Here is a 19,480-nt window from a genome sequence, read left to right as displayed (position 1 = left end):
ACCCTTCTTAGGGCATGAATGATCACAGAACCAAATGATAACACTGAGGAATAATTATGCCTGCATTTTTAACGGATGATTGGTTTGCAACCGTAGAAAAACTTACTTCTGCTGCTGGTGATTTAAACTTAGCGCCAGCACTTGCAAATTTGGCCATTAATATTGTGGTATCAGATCAATCAGGCAATATTGAACTGGCTTTGGATGGTGGAAAAATCGTTAAAGGTCTTTCATCAAATGCAAAAACAACTTTGAACATGGATGCTGAGACACTACGTAAAGTGTTCCTAGAGTTTGATATGGCTGCTGCAATGCAGGCATTTATGACTGGTAAAATTAAAGTTCAAGGTGATATGTCTCAATTGATGGCATTACAAACTGCTAAACCGAGCCAAGAACAGAAAAATCTATTTAAACAAATTCTTGAGCATTCATCTTAATATTAGGTTTTATAGGTATACAGTTGACTGTATCCAATAAATCAGCAAAGGCCCAATAAATTATTGGGCCTTTGTATTTTTAACTTTCTGATCGTATTGGCAATATTATAATAATGATCTTTGCTCAGAACAGGAGAGTTAGATATTGAGCAGTTGAGGCGTAGTTTTGATGTGCTCTAAATATGCACGAATACGAGTGACATAAGTTACAGCTTGCTTATAACGTGCATTGCTACTTTGATGGTTTCTTAAATAGTCATATACATTAAGCCATTGATTTGGGTTTTTACCTAATCGCTGTACTTTGTTTTGAATGCTATCTAATGCTCCAGGCCCCATGTTATAGGCAGCAAGAGCAAACCAATGGCGATCAGGAGCAGGGACATGCTCGTATTTCTTTAACATTAAGTCAAAGTATTTTGCCCCACCCTGTATGCTTTGTGCGGGGTCTGTACGGTTATTTACACCCATTGCTTGAGCTGTGTTGCTAGTCAGCATCATTAAGCCTCTAACACCCGTAGGAGAGACGGAGTCAGGCTTTAAATATGATTCTTGATAACCAATCGCAGCCAATAGATGCCAGTCAATATCATAGCGCTGTGCAGACTGCTTAAAACTTGCCTTATAAATAGGTAGTCGTTGAGTTAAGTTGTCTTGTACACGATCCCATTCATTCTCTTTAACTGTATTACGATTATAAAATGAGGCAAGCTGATTGAGGCGGCCATTCATTTTACTGTCACAGATAAAGCCACTTGCACGGGAAGTTTGCTGATCTTCAGCATTTTTAAATACCCAATTCAAATCTGTGTCGAGTGAATTATGTGTTAAGGCATTAAAGTTACCACAGCTTACGGAAAATGATGTCAGTTGCTTTTCTTCTATCGTCGTCTGTTTTGCGGTTGTCATTGCAAAGTCAACTTTACCTTGAGCAACAAGTTTAAGTGCTGTGGCATTGTCTGGTACAGTTTTAAAATCAAGCTCTGCATTTAGGTTTTGTGCATAGGTTTTGACTAAGTCATAACCAAAGCCATATTGAAATTGGTCTTTGCTAAAAACTGCACTCGGATTATCTACAGCAACAACAGTCAGTTTAGGGTTGCTTAAGAAGTGTGGTTGTTGATTAGATTTAGATGCACTGATACTGTGAAATGGAATAAACAGTGTGCTAATCAGCAACATTTTTGAGGAATAAAAGGACACTAATGAGTTAAGGCTACGCCTCGACCCAGACTTAGAGTTACTTTGCATGTCGTCTCCGCTACTCGACAATAATGTCTGTTAAATAATCAAAACGAAGTCTATGAAATAAGCTTCATAATCGATTAAACAGAATTAATTTGGAAAGTGATGAACGCCATAAATATGACAGATTGGGGTGGTGGAAGAAGGTTGAGAAATGTCTCATAAGTTAAAAATTGAGCAAATCATAATAAGCAAAAATATATTTGTCAAATCATAAAATTGCAAAAGTATGGGTAAAAAGCGGGAAATAATACTTATTTGTTTGATATTTTAGCTGGTTTTTTTTATTAATCTTATTAAATATGAATTTATTTTCTTTTGTAAAAGTTAATATATTCACTCGTCTTTTGCTGGAGCAATCAGAGTGAAATGCTTGGGATACATACTATAAATACCTAGCTAAAAAATCTGCTCATCTGTTGTAGTGATGTCCCGAAATGACTAAAAAGGTCTGTTAAATAGATCGTTTCGTCGTTGGTATAAAAAATACAAGAATAATTATTTCTACATTTTTTCATAAGGAAATACGTTATAAAATGTAAATTAAAATAAGAGAAATGGCCTGAATACTCTTTTCATATCCTATGAAAAAACCTACTATTTTTCTTATTTGAATTTTTTGAAAAACTATGCATAGGGTGATGATTGTTTATTTTAACTTAAATAAAACTTGGTGAGTAATTTAAAAAATATAATTAAAACATAGTGTTATAAATATTTTTGCTGCATTGGGTTTTAAGGTAACTTATTTTACATACAGCATATTTTTACTTAATTTTGAGCTAAAATTTATTAAAAATAAATTAATTTAATTTCCATAAAATAAAGAATTTTACTTAGAAAATTAGCTAGAACTTACTCAACGATACAGGTGAAAAGCCACATCGAGTTGTATATTGTTAAAGCATTTTTAGTGTCAGTCCTCACCTAATTGAGGACTGACATATCAGCGTTTTAGTTTGCAGCAAAAACCTTTACCATTTATGACTATAAGAAACTTTAAAGGTAATGCCGTTCGCGACTAAGTGACTGGTATTGTTGCTGGTGCGCATGAGCTGACTATAAAGTGGATAGTACTTACGGTTAAACATATTTTCTAAGCCAAGCGTAATCGTATCTTTTTTATTAAGTTCAAAACTGCTTAATAGATCTGCGGTTGTATACGATTTTACATCGTAACGTCCGAAGCTATTCTTCCCATCTAAGCGATAATCTTGTGAGCCAAAGTAGGTTGCCTGTAGACGATTTGTCCAAGTATCTGTCGGGCTATATGAAATATATCCAGTAATTTTTAAAGGAGGGATGCGAAAACCCGTCATATCTTGTTCTGCAGTACTATTTTGTGGTTTTTCACGCCCTTTCATCCACGTTACACTACCGCCGGCACCCCAAATCTCACTCTCTTGAAGATAATCAAGCGTAGCTTCGATGCCTGTGACTTTTTCTTTGGTTCGTGTAAGCACTAGGCCATTGTTGAATGATTGAACTCCACCTAAATCTGAAGTGGAATAGAATGCAGCTAAGCTTGAATTAAAGTTATTGAATTGACCATTCCAGCCAAGTTCATAATTATCGATTTTTACTGGTTCTAAGAAGCTTGAGGATAAATTGAATCCTGCTGTGGCATTTCGAACAACAACACCAACATCTGGTAATTGGAAGCCTTGACTAAATGAAGCATAAATCGAGTGTTGATCTGTAGGTGAGAAGGTCACATTGGCATTATACAACCAAGCATCTGCTTTAACTTTACCACCTGGTACCGTATACGGATTAGATTGATTCAACTGAGAAAGTGGAACGAAACTATCGATCTTGGCAAAACTGTCTTCATAACGTGTGCCGATCTCAGCTGACCATTGTTCATTAAATTGATGTTTCAGCTGTACAAATGCACCCATACTTTGAGTTGTTAGTTCAGGTAAGTAAGTGAGGTTGCCTATTTTGACAAATTCAAGTCCACCTGATTGGTCATAAATATTGGGATCAAAAATATCTAAAGGCATCTTACTTTTTTCACGACTAAAATCACCACCCCAAACCAAAGAGGTATTGCCTAAAAATTCTAGTGGTGTATTTACGGTGAGACGACTTCCTAACACATTATTTTCTTGATAAATCTGATCAACCTGTCCACCACGCGTACTGACTTTACGTGCATCAAATGGAGAGAAGCGGGTAAAGAAGTCTCGATAATAAATTTGTGTGTCAATTTTACTGCCGAGAAAATCCTTATTGGAGTAACTTAAATTATAAATTTGATTTTCATTTTTATTTTGATCTTTTAGTTTTAGACCTTTGATTGCTTGGGCAGGAACACTACCTGCTGGTAATTTTGCAACACTAGGATCAGAAGCATACTTTGAATCTTGTTCCGCATTGTAGTAGTTGGCTGCAAATTGAATGTACTGGTTATCATCAATATGATACCCCAGTTTACCGCCTACACTATATGTATCAGCATCAAACAAATCACCTTGACTTGGTTCAGGAGCAACTCGGTTACCACTTGCGTCATAGGGACTGCCAATCCTTTGATAACCAAAATCTAGAGCGTAGTCAAAGTTATTCAAACTTCCTGAGAAGTATTGGTGTACATCACCACTTAATGCATCAGGACGGACATTAGTTAGAGCACTTTGTAATCCAATGACAGTTTTAGCGCTTGGCTCACCCCCCGCAGCTTTAGTGGTAATGGAGATTGTGCCACCTGCTGCACCACTTCCATAGATGGCATTACTGCCACGGATGACCTCTATACTGTTGATACTCTCAGGGTCAATAGCAGAAAGCCCTCTTGATGTTTCTCGAGTCAAGTTCATTGGCACGCCATCAACTAAAATCAGTGCATTACGACCACGTAAGGTTTGTCCATAGTCCGTAATGGTTCGACTAGAATCAGATAAGCCGGGAACGACTTTTGCAAGCATTGTCGCTATATTGCCTGAAGAAGCATTTTTTAAAACTTCAATTTGCTTTTCATCTAACTTGGTCACTTGTTTAGCAGAAGATGAAAATTCGTCTGAGCGTGATGCTGTAAGAACAATAGAGGGGAGCACAATACGATCACTTTCAGGATTTTCTACTTCCAGAGGCGTATTCGCAAAAGTTGAATGAGATAATAAGATCAGACCGCTCATGGATAGAAATGGAATGATTACTTTTATAGTTGTTATTTTGCTGAAAGATTTATGGCTTGGCATCGTATTTCCAGTAGGCTCGTATGGGAACTAGTATGAAATCGATTGAATTGTAAGTGAGAATTATTGTGTTTTACAGAATTAATCTTATTTTAGAATGGTTTTTTTCGATTGTAATATAAATAAAATGAGATATTTCATTTTATTTAAACTGCAATTTGACTCAAAGAGTAAAGGCTATTTATAGCTAATTTTTGAAATATACCAAATGTTAGTACCTTTAGGCGTTTGTACTTGAATTTCATCATCTACAGATCTTCCTAAGCAGGCTTTGGCAACAGGGGATTTAAGTGAGATATAGTCTTTGCGTGCATAGATTTCCTCATCACCTACAATACGAAATGTAATAATCTCTCCCTCATCATTTTCAAGTTCAACCCATGCACCGAAATAAGCTTTGCCTTCTTGTTCAGGACTATAGTCAACTTTGTGTGCGACTTCAAAAAGCTTAGTGAGAAATCTAATTCTACGGTCGATTTCACGGAGTTTGCGCTTGTTATAGATGTATTATAACCCTATATGTTTTTATACTATTTCTAATAAATAATATTGACAATAGATCAAATACTGATAGATTAAATAGTTAAACACCTCATACTCTATACTAAATAGTATATGGCTTATGTTAAGAAAATTTATGTAAATTACAAAGATTGTACTTCTCAGAGTACTCTAGTCTTACCCTGTATCTTGACTGAGAAGGGGATTATTATTTCTCATCTTAGATATCTTGCTTGGTTTAATTCAAAAAGTGAATCTTGGAAAGAGCGCTCATGCTATGCGTTACAACTTTTACTAAAATATATCAATGCAGTTCCAAATATTGACAGTGCAACTAAAGTTTTAAAAGCTTTCACAGAGGCTTTAATTACAGGCACTATAAATCTCTCTAATAACACTGATTCTCTTGAACTATATTGGAGATCACGGTCTGTCCGAGATACGAATAATTTACTGTTCCATATAACGCACTACACTGATTTTTTAATGCTACAGGATGAGTATGCTACGGTACGAGTAAATCCTTTTCGTAAAGCCACTGGTTATGAAGAGCGTCTAAATTGGTGTGCCTATTATCATAAACAGTCTAATGTATTTTTAAACCACCTAACAAAAAAAGGCATATCTCAGCAGCAAGTTCGTTTAGTTGGATCTTTTAGAGAAGAACTTATTGATTTTGAATATGCAGTACGCTTTCCCGAAGATCAAATTGAAAGGCTTATATATCTTGGATTTGAAAAAAATGGAAAATATGACTATAGGTCGCAAGCTATAACCATATTAATGAATTATGGTGGACTTAGAAAAAGTGAAATTTTTCATATTTTTACATCAGACATCACATTGAATCCGAATAGACCTAAAGAGGCTTTGGTTCGAGTCTATCACCCTGAGTTAGGAGCTTCTCCTGATCCTCAATTCAAAAACAGACGTGAGTTTCTTTTATCTAAAACTTCGTTCAAGCCAAGAAATAACTATTTGTTGACTGAAAGACTTTATGCAGGTTGGAAAACGCCTTTACTTAGCTCAAAACAAGGCTATTTTGAGGTAATGTTTAATCCACCAGAAAAGGCTAAAGAGTTTTTAGTAATTTGGGCAAACTATTTAAAATTTCAAAGAGTAGAGCCTTTAAAAAGTAACCCTCATCCTTTTGCTTTCACCAATACATTAGGTGAGCCTGAAACTATTAAAAATTTTCAAAGACTGCATAAAAATGCAGTAGAACGTATTGGGCTGATTTGTAAAAAAGTTTTAGGAACAACTGAACATGGCCATCGACATGCCTATGGATTTCGAGCACGTCAAGCTGGTCTAGACCAAATTGAAATTCAAAAAGCAATGCATCATAAGAGTCCTACTTCATGCCTTGTTTATATCAAACCAACACTTGAAGAAGTACAGAAAAAGTTGAGAGAAATTAAATGATCAAACCTCAAATGATCAGGCAGATTGAAAGTAAACGATTTAATAAAGAATTTTCAACTTTTCCAGATTTAGATTCTTTAAAACAATTTTGTAAAAATGTTGGCATTACCAACTCTGTATCATATAAACAAAATTATAGGGAGTATGGGCTACCTGCTCATCCAGAAAGAATTTATGAAGAATGGAGCAGTTATATAGATTTTTTTGATATACCTGAATTCCTTTCTTATGCTGATTTAAAAGAACTTGTTATATCCCAAAGTTTAAAAACAATGGCTGAATACAAAAGGTTCATAAATAAACAAAATGATTTGTCTCTTCCACTTGATCCTCAAGGTGTATATGGGAACGAATGGGAGAACTGGTATAAATTTTTGGGAAAAACAGAACCATTTAAACCTGATTTTATTTCACCAGACTATGTCACTTGGGCAATTAAGATTAAAGAGTTCATGACTACAGCTCGTGGTGGGGGTACTAAAGAAACTCAGCTGTGTCGTTTCGTTCGTCTTTATATTGAACAATTTGATAAAAGCAAAACACCACACGCTTTTCTCATACAAGAAAAATTCGATATAAAACCCTTTCGAGATTTACTTGAAAATATAGAGTCTGAACCAATGAGGCGAAAACTCGTTGTCTATGTGAATGAATTCTTAGATTACATCATTGATAATGATTTAACGATTGAAGATGATGAAACTGGTGAGATTGTACGTGTTGACAATGCTCGCAATCCATTTTCCCTTTTACTCAATCAACAGAATATATCATCTAGTTCAATTCGTTCTGAAACGACAAAGCCATGCTTACAATATCATTTTGTAAAAAAGACCCAAGAATGGATTATTCCTTCAAGTGCAAAATGCTTCAAGGATTTAGAGCATCTCCATAAGTTTGATGCCGATTGGGTAAAAGTCAGCTTTGATCAATTGGATTTAGATGATATAGATTGTGTTTACCGTTTTGTCGATAATCAAGCATATCTATGGTGTCCTACCGATTGGATTCATACTTATGCACTCACTAAAGTTCCATTACGTGGTCGTCAAATTGCCTATAACGATTCTGGTGAAGCAGATGAATATATTGCTAATTTAGATCCGCAAGGGAAAGTAATATGGGAAAAAAATAATTCTCCACTTTCAAAATTGACCAAAGAACAATCATTTGTTAAAAGAATGCCTGATGGACAAACTGGTATATTTACCACTACCAACAAAACAAATAATAATGGTCAAGGCTACATAATTCCTTGGATACCTGAAGATTTAGCGTATTGGCTAATTCGGCTGAGAAAATGGCAACAAAAATATAATCCTATTACTTACCCTACTGCTTGGATTGATTGCCAAAGAACTAATTTAAATGAGGTACAAAGAAAAGCAAAAGGATTAAATTGTTTTCTTTTTAGGCGTTTTAATGATTTTGAGCCAGCAAATGTCGGGAATGCTTTGACTCCTAGATTAGCTGCTGCTCTTTATAATGTACAACCTTCAAATTTGTGTTTAGCCACACTTGAAGGAAATAGGGCAATTTTAGGTGCATATAAGTCCAAATATACCCCTCATAGTATGCGTGTTAGCCTTATTACAGCTTATGTCATTGAAATGGGTATGCCGATTGAAATTGTAATGAAAATCGTAGGGCATAGCTCCGTGATCATGTCGATCTATTATTGCAAAGTTTCCAATCACGATATTCGAACACGATTGGAGGAAGGTGAAAAAATAGCTCTAAAATCGGAAGTTGAATCTATTCAAAGGACAATTGAGCAAAACAAAATTGAAAATATTAAAAATCAATTGGTCGGGAGCAATTTAGAATTACTTCAAGCTTTATCTAATGAAGTTCCTGCAGGGAATTATATTTTTAGAGATTATGGTATTTGCCCTTTTGCTGCCTCAAGATGTGACGATGGTGGAGAATCAATTAAAAGTAGCACGTTCTACACCCCAACGCCTCAGGGTTATTTAGGTAGTCAGAATTGTATACGTTGTAGACATTTCATTACAGGGCCTGCTTTTCTAGGAGGTTTATTAGCAATTACAAATGAAATACTACTCCAATCCAAGGATCAATCTGAAATATGCACCAAATTGCAACTTAAAGTTGACCAGATTAACCAACACATTGATAATATTGAAAAAGAAGAGTATGTAGCCAATCTGAAGCAACAAAAATTTGAAGGTGCTGCAAAAAGATCAAGTCTTGAAACGGAACTACGAAATTTCGAATCAGAATATGAAACTTCAGCCAAAAAATTAGATATGCTTTTATGTGACATTCAATCGGCTTATAGCCATATTACGAAATGCCACAATCTGATGAATAACAGCCCAATATTAGAAAATGAAAGTGCTTTATTCTTGATCACAGCACCAAATGCAGAATTAGTACTTGAAATGGAAGAAGTCAGTCACTTTCAGCAATTACAAGAAATCTGTGAAAATGCAGTCATTTATAAATCATGCAATGCAGATCAAGCGATTTACCCTAGAACTCAACTTATTGATAAAATGGCGATGTTTAATGAAATTATGCCTGCACTGTTCACGCTATCAAAAGAGCAACAACTATTTGCAGGCAATCAAATTTTTAAACTATTAATGAGCCGACTCAAATCATGGGATAAAGTTCAAAGTGTTATAGATGGTAAAATCAAATTAATCGAACTATCAGAAGCAGAAAAAATTTCTAAATCTGAAATTGAACTCATTCTAAATAACTCACCAACTTTGATTGAGGCTAGCAATGAATCCTGAAGAATTATTACATAAGTTAAAACATGGATCATCACTTAAAATCCAACAGTCACTCGATGCAATCTATGAAGTATGTATTGAGCAACAGGAACGTGGAATTCAAGATTTTTCTGTCAGTACGATTTCTAATTTGGGATTTAATCGAGGTGTTCCTAAAGCGCAAAGCATCAGAAATAAGACAGGTGAAAAGTATAGAGCACTGATTCAATGTTTTGCAGATTCATCGCAGACGAATAAATTAACAAAACCATCTCCAACAGATAATGCATGGATTGAAGAAATTCAAAACCCCAAACATCAATTGCTTGTACGAATTATGGCATCTGAGTTAAAAGAAGCTCAACAAATGATCCGTGAAATCATTCCCCCAAAACAAAGGATTAATATTTATGATCATAAGAATATGATACCTACTGAATCTTTTAAGCTTTCTGATCAAGAAGTAAGATCATTACAGTATTTATTGTCTACAGATTTCCAAGAAAAATGGAATCTTAAACCAACTCATTTTGGTGAACTTGTAGATGAGTCTAATAAGCCTGTTTTTAAAGTTTCAACATTAGATGCCTTACGTAAAGCTTTGGAGTATTTGTCTTGAATCGTAAATTATTAACAGCTGAAGGTTATCAACGCTTACAAGATGAGTTAAATGATTTAGTTCGAAAAGACCGCCCTGAAATTACGAAGATTGTTTCATGGGCAGCTAGTCTCGGCGATAGATCGGAAAACGCTGATTACATCTATAATAAAAGAAAATTGCGTGAAATTGATCGTAGGATTAGGTACTTAACTAAACTTTTCGAAGTCGCTTATAAAGTTGAATATAGTCCAGAACAAGATGGGAAGGCTTATTTCGGAGCATGGGTTGAATTAGAAAATGATGATGGTGAAATTATTAAATTTCGAATTGTAGGTGATGAAGAAATTTATGGCCGTAAAGACTATATTTCGCTCCAATCACCTATAGCAAAAGCTTGTCTAGGTAAATCTGTAGATGATGAAGTAAAAGTCCAAACTCCTAATGGAAATAGAGTATGGTTTATAAATAATATTAGTTATAACTCGTCAAAGATTTAAAAGGGTCATTAAATGAAAAAAACTATTACATACTTTATGTGGGGTTATCAGGAACACTTTAATTTTTCTCTAAGATATGAAACAAAATCAATATTGAACTCAATTGGTATAGATGACGTAGAACCAGAAACATTTTTAGTTGGTATAAGATCATCTGTACTTTCGAACAATCATTTTCCTATCTGCATAGAGCCAGAAGATGGGAAATGGGTATTATCACTTTTTGATAACTTTTCAATAATATTACAATCAGAAACTGATAATCATCCACTAAAAAATATCTTCTACTCGAATGATGAAGAATCGATGAGAGAAAAGCCTGAGAGAATACATAGAGAAGCAATAAGTAGCACTGTCAAAAAGTTATTGACTATTTATGACCAGTCAAATGATGTTAAATCTTTTGTGGGGTTGAGTACCCTAGTTGAAGGATACTATGTAGTCCCAGTTATCCAAATTTCTCAGAAGATATTAAGCAAATATCCTTTACTAAATACTCGAAGATTTAAAAATGATGATTTATTTCTTAGACATCTTAATTTTATAGAAGCTACAATTAGTCAAATTTTAAACAAAGCAACTAATTACTTAAACTCTAAAAATCCTGGTAGAGGCTATTGGGAATTAAATAGAAAAGAACTAACTAAAAATGCCGCATACAATTTTATGTATACACCCGGTTTGGCAATTGAGAAAAATTATCCTTATGTAAATCTTTTTGAAACTTTTAACTTAATATCATCTTTATTCTATGAAGGGGTACATAGTATAGGTAAAGTAATTTTAGCCGATCCAGAACATCTCTCTATTATATTCTTAATTGAGTTCAAAGAACCAATTTCTATCCAAAATTCTAGATGGGTTAGAAAAGTATTAGAAATGTCTTCAAATGATTTATCCTTAATTATTGATAATGAAAATATTTATGGATTGGGTCAGTTATATAACGATTATGATTTTTCTGATCAGAAAATTTTTATAATTAACTTTTTAGATCACTATTATTGGCAGATAACATGTGGTGATAAAGTACTTTTGCAAAGTAAATATAATGAACCAAAACTCCCTACTACACCAATTAAAGATGAACTAATTCTTTCAAATTTAAGAAGGCTTTATCCTTATACTACGGAAGAAGAGCAAAAAAATATCTTAAATTTAATTCACAGTTTAACTACTTTTAATCATGGAAGTATGTTGGTCATAGCTGAAGATGCCAATGACGAAGTTAATAGACTTTCTACACTTGGCACACCAATTTTTCCAACATTGATGACTCCAGAGCTGTTAAAACAAGTCAGTGGTATTGATGGTACTGTAATAATCGATCCTAAAGGTTATTGCTTTGGAATAGGGATAATATTAGATGGAGAAGCTAACGTGAGATGTACTCCTTCAAGAGGATCTCGATATAATTCAGGAGTACGATATGTTTATTCGTCACAGGAGCATAAGCGTCTAGCGATTATTTATTCTGAAGATAAAACTATAGATATAGTACCTAAACTTCGGCCATTAATGAGTAAGAGATTAATAGAAAGTAATATTACTCAATTAGATGCTGCAACTTTAGAAAATTATCACAAAACAAGGACATGGGTTGATGATAATAGATTTTATTTCAATGCTAACCAATGTTTAAGAGTTAATGCTGCCTTAGACCGAATAGAAAGCTCTGTGAAAGAAGTTGGACAAATAGTTATTAAAACATCAAGATTAACACCACATATAGAAATGGATGAAAGTTATTTAACTGATTAAAAAACTATTTTTGCCTAGTCCAAATAAAGTTACCGAATGTTTTTCTACCACTAACATTATAGTAATTACCTGAAGCTTGATTTTTATCTAAATCAAGCTTTAACTCTACAAAACCTATATGAGTCTTTAAACTTTCATCATCTAAACTATCAGGTTGATTTCTATAATTATAAACTAACCTATACCCTTTAATATCATCATATATGATGGCTGCTGAGACACTTTCGGAGCTTGATTTACCAGTAATCAAAACAATACGTATTCGATCCCAAGTTTGAGTAATTTTCACCTGTGCTTGCCAAGACAAATTTTCAAAGCTACTTTCGCCATTACAAGCCCAATCACCAGAAATATTTGGAAATTTTAAATACTTAGAAATATATTTAGATTTCCAGATCCAATGATTAAAAGAATAATAGAGGATAAAAAATAATAGGGCTGTCAAAAATGCTGTTGATATAAAATTAGGAATATTAGGAATATTAGGAAACCAAGAAAAGTATCTGATAAGAATTAGCGATAATACACCAGCTAAAAAAGCTGCTAATGCATAAATAGTTTTACCAATATTAGATCTATTACTACCATTTTGGACAGTATACTCATGACCTTTACTTAACATTATCACTCCAAACTTATAGTTAAATTAAAAATAAAATAGAGATTAATCATTTAACTTATAATCTCATTTTAGTTTACTCAAAATTATATTATCTATTAAGCACTGATTCACAATCATAACCTGGAGGTAAATGTTTAAACATATCCTTTGTATTTGGCTTAGATTTAAATTGAAAATCTCTTAACTCTTTAATGCACAATTTTGTAGTCAATACACATGAATTTTCTCCCCCTTTAACATAGAGGAGGGTTTTACGAGCTGTTTCGGTAGGTCTTAAGATACATGAACCACCATATTGGGAAGTATTTGCTTGAACAGTGTAACAATGTAAATCCCTTACTGAAGACTCCAATATATGTTGATAGTAATTAGTATCTTTGTTCCAGACACAAGCAATTAAGAGATCTATTTCTGATTTAAATAAAACTCTATGAGTAATATCAGATAATTCAAAGCAATTATAAGTCGTAAAAGAAATACCTCTCCATGAAGTTTTATGGTAGTAAGCTTTAGGATATATTTCTAAATTCCCAGGTTTTATTCTTAAGCTTTCAAGTAAGTCAAGTTCTGATGGAGCATAATGGTTTTTTATTCTTGCACTTACAGCACATGATTTATATTCGCCTGAAAATTTAAATGGTAAAGCCTCAATTATTAAATTATACGCTACATTATTATTAACCCAATGCTCCAACCCAAATACCAACCCTATTTGATGCCTTCTAGAAAAGGCTATCATGAAGGGTAACCAACTCACAGGTATAGCAACTTCCGGCATGATCAACAAGTCTGATTTTTCTTTTAAGGCTGAGTTAAGGATATTATATAGTTTTTCCTGTCGATTATAATTTAAATTTGGTCTTTTATCTTTTCTAATAGCGGCAGCAATATCACTTTCTTTTATTTCTAAATTTGCAATCGCTAAAGTAATAAATTCATAATGATTACGTTCACCAACTTTGAGATGTGACTTAATAATGTTTGGGTGAATATTATTTTTTTCATCCGTTAGTAATTCAACTGGAAAATTTGTACTATGACTCCTATTAGTATATTCTTTAATTGAATCATTAAACCATTTATTTAATTCAATATTTTTACCTAATGCATCACCCAAATGTAAAAGTTGCCATTCATCAAAGTGAATAAATCTCGGTGAATATTTAATTTTAAGTTCAACTAATGATGGAATAGGTTCGTTGAGAAAAGTTTTTTCACAAGTTAAATCACCCTCATAATTACAAAAATTTGCAAGAGGCCATGCAACCAGATGATGTCTAATTAAATTTGCTTTCCTAAATTGCCAAGAAAACTTATGCGAATTCGAACCATAATCTATTAAATTAAGTTTAAATTGATTAGGCTTTAAAAATGCAGATTCTTGATTCAAAATAAAAAAAAGACCATTTTCTTTTGGAAATTCCCGAATATCCAATAAACCTATTGTAAGTGCTAGAGAAAGCTCATTATATAACTTTAAATCACTCTTTAGCTTTTCTGAGAAAGGTAGGGATGCCTTCTTATCAATTGGTATAATTCCTATTATCCTTTCTATTTCTAAGTTAATATATTTATTAAAATATTTAATAAATTCAAAATTTTTTATAATTATCCCATATTGATAAATCTTTTCCCACAACCCGAAAAAGCTTAGTGCATTTTTTCCTTTAAAAATTTTTTTTAGTTGAGGTATAACGGTATCTTCATGATTTGTTTTACAAAGCCTATGTGCTGAAATATGGCTAGATAAATATTTTGAAAGTCCTGTTTCATTTTCGGCTAAACCAATAACACTACGTAATGCATTGGCTGATCCATCATATAAAATATCATAAGCGAACAGATCTAATTCTTTTTCCAAATGATCGCTTGGTAAAAATTTGAAAGCGCTACTTCTTTCATCCAATTTGTTTTTAAAAAGATCTAGCCCAGCTTGACTATGATCTTTATCATAAAATTGTAAAATCAATTTATCCTTTTGTATTGGTAAATCGTTATCTTTAATTGTAATTATATAATTGTCATCATTTATATCTTTCTTAATTATATCATCTAGATAATCACGAATAAAAAACTCTATTGGATCAACACTATTAATCTTAGGTCTTCTAAAAACCATTATTATATCATCAACATAGCGTCCATAATATTGAGGTCTAACACGATCACTAATGTATTCATCGAAATTTAATAAATACCAATTAGCTATAATTGCAGAAGATGCAAATCCAATTGGAATACCACTTTTATTTTCACAACGTTCATGAGTTCGTTTTATCTGAGGTGAAATTATATCCCTATAATGATTAAAAATTTTTTCAAGTAATTTATTTAATTTTAATGCAACTTCTAATAATTCTATTTTGTCAGCATAAAATTTTCTAATTTCATCTGAAATCTCATCAAAATCAATATCTATATGATAGTAATATGATTTTAAGTCAAGTGATAACAGCGCCACATCCTCTCCTGTTTTTGCTGTATTTGAAGCTATTTTTATTGCTTGATCACGCCAAGAATTGTATTGAACTATATATCGTTTGAATAACTCTTGCCCGCTTATAGAATCAGAATGACTTCCATACTTCAAGATTGATTGATGTAATCTATTTCCATAACAATCCTTGTTGAGAATATTTTCTAATGCTGGTCCAACAAATAAACACCAAAGAATTTCTATAATATGAATTTCAATCGGTGCTTTTATAAAATAATTAACATTTGAAACTTGATAGTTTAATGAATCCTTTACGTTGCTTATAAATACACCATTGTTACCTTTATTGTATTCTTTCTGCCTTTCTTCTTCAGCTCTTCCTATCGCCTTTGGTAATAGATGATAATCAATCTCCTGAAGCCAGGCCTCTAAAATCTCATTTTCTACGAAATGATGATCTTCAGTTTTTATGACATTTAAAATAGTTTCAAATATTCCATTCATATTCTCTGATTTACTTTCTTCAAAACTAGCTATACGTTGCTTCAAAAAAAGATTCAAATTTTCATGATATACATAATTTTTTAGGTATAAATAGGCCTTTTCTACATGACTAATGTTTAGATCCATACTAAAAAACCATAGTTAAATATACAAACTATATTTTACATTTCCCTTAAGAAACATTCAATTACCATAATCTTTGCACCATAAACTTAAAATTTCCCTTGGTGTAAATTCATTCCATCTTTTGTAGTTACCAATCACATACGCACTTACAAATAATTCGATTTCAGAGTAAACCCAATTATCAGGTAAATTACGCGGGTACTTAGGAGCTATATTTTTCGATTCTAGGTAATTCAAATATGATGATATGTGGCATGAAAAAACATACTCACTACTAAACCTTGACCTATTACGTTCTTTAAACTCCATATCATACAGTTCAGAAGCTGCAAGCTTCGCTTGATAGCAAATTATACTCCAAACATGTTGTAAGTCGTATTTTTTTAACATACGGATTAAATCAAGCTCTAATGCATTGTTTTTCTTAATTGGGATATGACGTTGTCTACAAATAAAATCTATTAAAGCATAGACTTCATTTAATCTTTTGATAGTTATAAATTCTTCTATTTGCTTTATATCTTTAAGTTTTATTTCATATAATACAATTTCATTATATAATTTTACGATCCAATCTTGCCTTGAACTACAACTTTTTGGCAGAACAACTACAATATCATTATAAAAATTCAAGTTAAGGTTTTTCTTAAGTTCTCGTAATGTATCAAAAGCTAAATATGATTGCAGAGTATCTGAAGTATTTCTCAATTCATTTTGTAATAACATTACATCATCATAAGTGTTTGATATAAATATGTATCCCTTATCAATAATATTTTTGAGAATATATTCTACGCCATTAGCTTCCAATGCCTGAAAGTCTTTCCAGTTGTTTGGATGAATTAAATTACCATCCGTGATTTTTAACTTCGTCGTAAGAAGTACATATAAAAATATTTTTTCTAGATAATCCAACTCTTGATAAGGACTTTCTAGATTATATTTTTGTCCCAATGGAATAGAATTTTGGAAATTTGAAAGCTGTTCCCTCACTTGTGAATCAATATTCTCTCTTTTGCATGTATCACATGTTAACTGTTCCTTAAACCAATCTTCTTTGTCAAAATTAATGTTTCTTCGATGGTCAATTTTAAAGGTTCTTTTACAAATACCACAATCAAGCAATGCCGTAAATTTCAAATGCCCACAATTTTTTACAATATTGTGAAGTTTCGACTCAGACTTGAATTGGTATTTTGTGATTAGATCTTTGAGGCTAAATATAAATTTACGTCTAGGATAATCATTAAAAGCCCAGTAATCTTTTAACAATTCAGCGTTAAATTCTTTATAACCTAAATTCTCAATTAGATCATATTGTAACTCAGTCATCTCACGATTCCTGTGGTCAAAGTTCAAGCAATTCAATTATGGTTGAAACTTATACAATATTTCAGGTAAGAAAAATAGTACGCTTTTTGTAGTATACAAAATTAGTACACATACTATTATTAGTTATTTGTTTTTTAAGAGTAATTATTTTGATAGTACAGAAAAAGGGGATATATCTCTGAATCAGCATTTTCAGAACGATCGCCGAGGCTTGCTGCCCAAGAGACAATTTTGGTAATTTCTGGGCGTTCTTTTCGGACTAAATCATTTAATTCATCTTGTAAACGTTGATAACCTTCAGCAGTAAGTAATTTACGATTCAAGATCAATACTCCGAAACCTTAATTAAGGTATTTGTATTTAAAAACTATAAATAGGTTGTTTATTCACGCTGAGAATAAACAACGATTATGAGTGCTCATATCCGCTTAAAAATATGAATGGGCATAGAATGATGTATTCCAGATTTTTAATACAGCGAATCTTAAAATATTAATCAGCATATCATATGCTTAAGCTCTTAAACATCCTTACTCCTCAATGTTTGAACTTGATTGATAATTGAGCTTGAATGCGACAGCAAGGAAATAGGCATAGCTATTTTTGCCAAATTTATTTTTTAAAAAAAAGATCTAACAACATGATTTATTGTGAAAATTGATTGAAATTAGAACAAATATGAGGATTTTGACTTTAATTTGATCGTTCGTGATTAAATCTATAAAAAAACATTTGCCAACTTTTGATTTTATTTATATGATAGCCGCCATTGGAAGCGTGGCAGAGTGGTTTAATGCACCGGTCTTGAAAACCGACGAGGGCGCGAGTCCTCCGTGAGTTCGAATCTCACCGCTTCCGCCAAATTCAAAAGCCCCTGTATTTACAGGGGCTTTTTTATTGTCTTTGGTTTTATTTTTTTAAATGAACCCGCATAAATTTTTGCATTTGATCAATCAGTTTAAGCGTTTGTAATACAACGTTGTTTTGTCTGTGATATACAGGAAATTGCTCTATAGAGTATAGATTCTGCAATACTCTTTTCAGAAGTAAGCAATATATTGAGCATTTAAAATGGATGCTTATGCAAAGTTACAATGTGTATTAAAGTGATTAAAACCATGATTTTAAAGAATATATTTTAAGTTTTAATCTTGAGTGTAAATGTTTTTCTTGTTAGTGTTGCTGTAAAAATAAGCACCAAATAAGGAAAATAAATGAAATTAGCCTATAAAGCGATATGTATAGCAGGGTTAGTCACAGCTTCAGCTGTTTATGCATCTACAACATTATCTCCAAATCAAAATACCCAGAGTGGTAATATCCCATCAGGATATACTGATTTAAAATTTATCTTGGCAGATGGTAATTGGGTTAAAAATATATACTTACCCAATGGTGCAAAAAATTTAGATACAGTAACTATTCAATCTAATGCGCTTTATAAAAGTTATTTAGATACTTCAAATACCAATTTACCCATTGAAGCGCTTGAAATACACCGCGGTGATACTTTTCAATTTGTCTATAATTCTAATTTGAAAAAATGGGAAATATTTTTAGCGACAGTATATCCTATCAATAATTCACCGATTGACCACATTTCCTTTACGAACAATAAATTCCAAAGAGTTTTTCTGTTTGATGGTAGATGGGCAAAAAAAATTGTATTGCCATCTAATGTTATAGATGGAACTTTAGTTCAAATTATTTCTACAGCAACTTATTCTTCTGAAATTTCAACAGACAATTTACTTTTTCCAAGTAGTTACCGTCTAAATAAAGGCAGTGAGTATTGGCTTAAATATAATGCTACCTTACAGAAATGGGTTCCTGAATTTATTCAGCCCATCACATTACAAGTCAAGGACATTGGTAGCAACTTAAATGCAGTAACTGCACCGCTTACAGAAGTCAATTTCGCCGATGGAAATTGGGTTTCTAATTTTACTCTGCCAACTACAGCAAATGATCGAGATCGGGTAATTATTAAATCTAAGGCATCTTGGACAGCAACGATTAATAATACGCATACCAATACCAGTGCT

General features: G+C 32.6%; 11 protein-coding genes, 1 tRNA gene and 3 pseudogenes. 8 read left to right on the top strand and 7 right to left on the bottom strand.

What is annotated here, in order from left to right; translation table 11 throughout:
• The first annotated feature begins 56 nt into the window (after positions 1 to 56).
• Positions 57 to 440: an SCP2 sterol-binding domain-containing protein gene (locus Aru01_RS12200; protein WP_016657010.1), complete on the top strand. Its 384-nt coding sequence runs from the start codon at positions 57 to 59 to the stop codon at positions 438 to 440.
• 138 nt (positions 441 to 578) lie between these two features.
• Here Aru01_RS12200 and Aru01_RS12195 read toward each other — a convergent pair whose 3' ends face one another.
• From Aru01_RS12195 to Aru01_RS12185, 3 genes and pseudogenes are all read right to left on the bottom strand, one after another.
• The gene (locus Aru01_RS12195; protein ID WP_016657009.1) at positions 579 to 1,691 is read right to left on the bottom strand and encodes a transglycosylase SLT domain-containing protein; all 1,113 of its coding nucleotides are present in this window, start codon (positions 1,689 to 1,691) and stop codon (positions 579 to 581) included.
• A 968-nt stretch (positions 1,692 to 2,659) separates the two neighbouring features.
• On the bottom strand, positions 2,660 to 4,888 hold the full coding sequence (locus tag Aru01_RS12190; RefSeq protein WP_016657008.1) for a TonB-dependent receptor: 2,229 nt from the start codon (positions 4,886 to 4,888) through the stop codon (positions 2,660 to 2,662).
• Between the two features lie 174 nt (positions 4,889 to 5,062).
• A pseudogene (locus Aru01_RS12185) lies at positions 5,063 to 5,392 on the bottom strand (GreA/GreB family elongation factor); the annotation flags it as partial.
• A 108-nt stretch (positions 5,393 to 5,500) separates the two neighbouring features.
• On the opposite strand from Aru01_RS12185, the gene gmtY reads away from it, so the two are divergent.
• The 5 genes from gmtY to Aru01_RS12160 are packed head-to-tail and all read left to right on the top strand — an operon-like array spanning position 5,501 to position 12,414.
• On the top strand, positions 5,501 to 6,811 hold the full coding sequence (gmtY, locus tag Aru01_RS12180) for a gamma-mobile-trio recombinase GmtY (protein ID WP_016657007.1): 1,311 nt from the start codon (positions 5,501 to 5,503) through the stop codon (positions 6,809 to 6,811).
• Positions 6,808 to 9,576 (top strand): gamma-mobile-trio integrase GmtZ, encoded by a 2,769-nt coding sequence (gmtZ, locus tag Aru01_RS12175; RefSeq protein WP_016657006.1) that lies wholly within the window; start codon positions 6,808 to 6,810, stop codon positions 9,574 to 9,576. The genes gmtY and gmtZ overlap by 4 nt, the downstream gene beginning before the upstream one ends.
• Positions 9,566 to 10,174 carry a gamma-mobile-trio protein GmtX gene (gmtX, locus tag Aru01_RS12170; RefSeq protein WP_016657005.1) on the top strand — a complete coding sequence of 203 codons (609 nt, stop codon included), beginning with the start codon at positions 9,566 to 9,568 and terminating at the stop codon, positions 10,172 to 10,174. The genes gmtZ and gmtX overlap by 11 nt, the downstream gene beginning before the upstream one ends.
• Positions 10,171 to 10,653, top strand: a complete 483-nt coding sequence (gene greB / locus Aru01_RS12165) for a transcription elongation factor GreB (protein WP_016657004.1) — start codon at positions 10,171 to 10,173, stop codon at positions 10,651 to 10,653. Before gmtX ends, greB begins: the two co-directional genes overlap by 4 nt.
• A 12-nt stretch (positions 10,654 to 10,665) precedes the next feature.
• Positions 10,666 to 12,414, top strand: coding sequence for an anti-phage protein (locus tag Aru01_RS12160; protein ID WP_016657003.1), 1,749 nt, complete (start codon positions 10,666 to 10,668; stop codon positions 12,412 to 12,414).
• A gap of 4 nt (positions 12,415 to 12,418) precedes the next feature.
• Here the strand turns inward: Aru01_RS12160 and Aru01_RS12155 are convergent, their stop codons facing one another.
• The 4 genes and pseudogenes from Aru01_RS12155 to Aru01_RS12140 all read right to left on the bottom strand — a co-directional run.
• Complete coding sequence (locus Aru01_RS12155; RefSeq protein WP_016657002.1) at positions 12,419 to 13,036, bottom strand: Cap15 family cyclic dinucleotide receptor domain-containing protein; 618 nt, start codon at positions 13,034 to 13,036, stop codon at positions 12,419 to 12,421.
• An 88-nt stretch (positions 13,037 to 13,124) separates the two neighbouring features.
• Positions 13,125 to 16,103 carry a reverse transcriptase domain-containing protein gene (locus Aru01_RS12150; protein ID WP_016657001.1) on the bottom strand — a complete coding sequence of 993 codons (2,979 nt, stop codon included), beginning with the start codon at positions 16,101 to 16,103 and terminating at the stop codon, positions 13,125 to 13,127.
• A gap of 57 nt (positions 16,104 to 16,160) precedes the next feature.
• Positions 16,161 to 17,435 (bottom strand): hypothetical protein, encoded by a 1,275-nt coding sequence (locus Aru01_RS12145; protein WP_016657000.1) that lies wholly within the window; start codon positions 17,433 to 17,435, stop codon positions 16,161 to 16,163.
• A gap of 182 nt (positions 17,436 to 17,617) precedes the next feature.
• A pseudogene (locus Aru01_RS12140) lies at positions 17,618 to 17,758 on the bottom strand (transcription elongation factor GreAB); the annotation flags it as partial.
• A gap of 448 nt (positions 17,759 to 18,206) precedes the next feature.
• On the opposite strand from Aru01_RS12140, the gene Aru01_RS12135 reads away from it, so the two are divergent.
• Both Aru01_RS12135 and Aru01_RS12130 read left to right on the top strand, forming a co-directional pair.
• A tRNA-Ser gene (locus Aru01_RS12135) sits at positions 18,207 to 18,296 on the top strand.
• A 353-nt stretch (positions 18,297 to 18,649) separates the two neighbouring features.
• A pseudogene (locus Aru01_RS12130) lies at positions 18,650 to 19,480 on the top strand (metalloendopeptidase CpaA); the annotation flags it as partial.

This window comes from Acinetobacter rudis (genome assembly GCF_000829675.1).
Classification (GTDB): Bacteria; Pseudomonadota; Gammaproteobacteria; order Pseudomonadales; family Moraxellaceae; genus Acinetobacter; species Acinetobacter rudis.
The sequence above is the reverse complement of the archived record's forward strand: the minus strand, read 5'-3'. Positions and strand labels throughout refer to the sequence as shown.